2 protein-coding genes are annotated in these 642 nt (G+C 72.4%); both read left to right on the plus strand.

Going from position 1 to position 642, the window contains the following annotated elements; genetic code table 11:
• Nucleotides 1-209: TilS substrate-binding domain-containing protein (locus VB737_RS07475; protein WP_500312277.1), on the plus strand; the 209-nt coding region annotated here is incomplete at its 5' end.
• Nucleotides 202-642 (plus strand): hypothetical protein (locus VB737_RS07480; protein ID WP_500312278.1); only part of this gene is annotated, 441 nt, incomplete at its 3' end. The genes VB737_RS07475 and VB737_RS07480, both read left to right, overlap by 8 nt.

The raw sequence follows: 642 nt of genomic DNA on the forward strand, positions 1-642 counted from the left end.
GCCTGGCCCCGGCCAGCCAGCGACGGCTGCTGCACCACTGGCTGCGGCGGCACCTGGGGCGTGATCCGGGAGCCAGGAGCCTCGAGACCCTGGTGGATCGGCTGGTCCGCGGGGGGGACACGGGCCGGCTGGATCTGGCCGCAGGATGGCAACTGCACTGGGATCACAGCACACTGTGGGTCCGCCCACCCGACCCGCTCCATGGCTGAGACCAGCGCCAACGACGCCGCCCAGCGCTACGCGGTGATCGAGCAGGCCTACTCCAGGGAGAAATGGGCCACGGTGCTGGCCGACGGGGAGGAGCTGCTGCAGGAGCTGGGGCCATCGGACAACCCCCAGCTCACCGGACTGAAGCTGCGGCTGCAGTTGCTGCTGGGCCACACCCAGCTCTACGGCTACGGGGCCAAGGCCGCCGCCGCCGGGTACTACGGGACCGTGGCGGAGCAGAGCAGCGAGGCCGCCCTCACGAGGATCGCGGAGCAGGGTCTCAAACAGTGCGCGATCGATGAGGCCGCCGCCCCGACCACGTTGCCAGCCATGGCTGGCAACGTCGCGCCCACACCGGGTTTCCTCGCTGAGGGGGCCCCAGGCCCGGCGGCCAGCGCTCAGGCGGTCACCGGCCCGGCGGCCCCCTGGCTGACC

Source organism: Synechococcus sp. BA-120 BA3 (genome assembly GCF_034931285.1).
In the GTDB taxonomy this organism is placed as follows: domain Bacteria; phylum Cyanobacteriota; class Cyanobacteriia; order PCC-6307; family Cyanobiaceae; genus Cyanobium.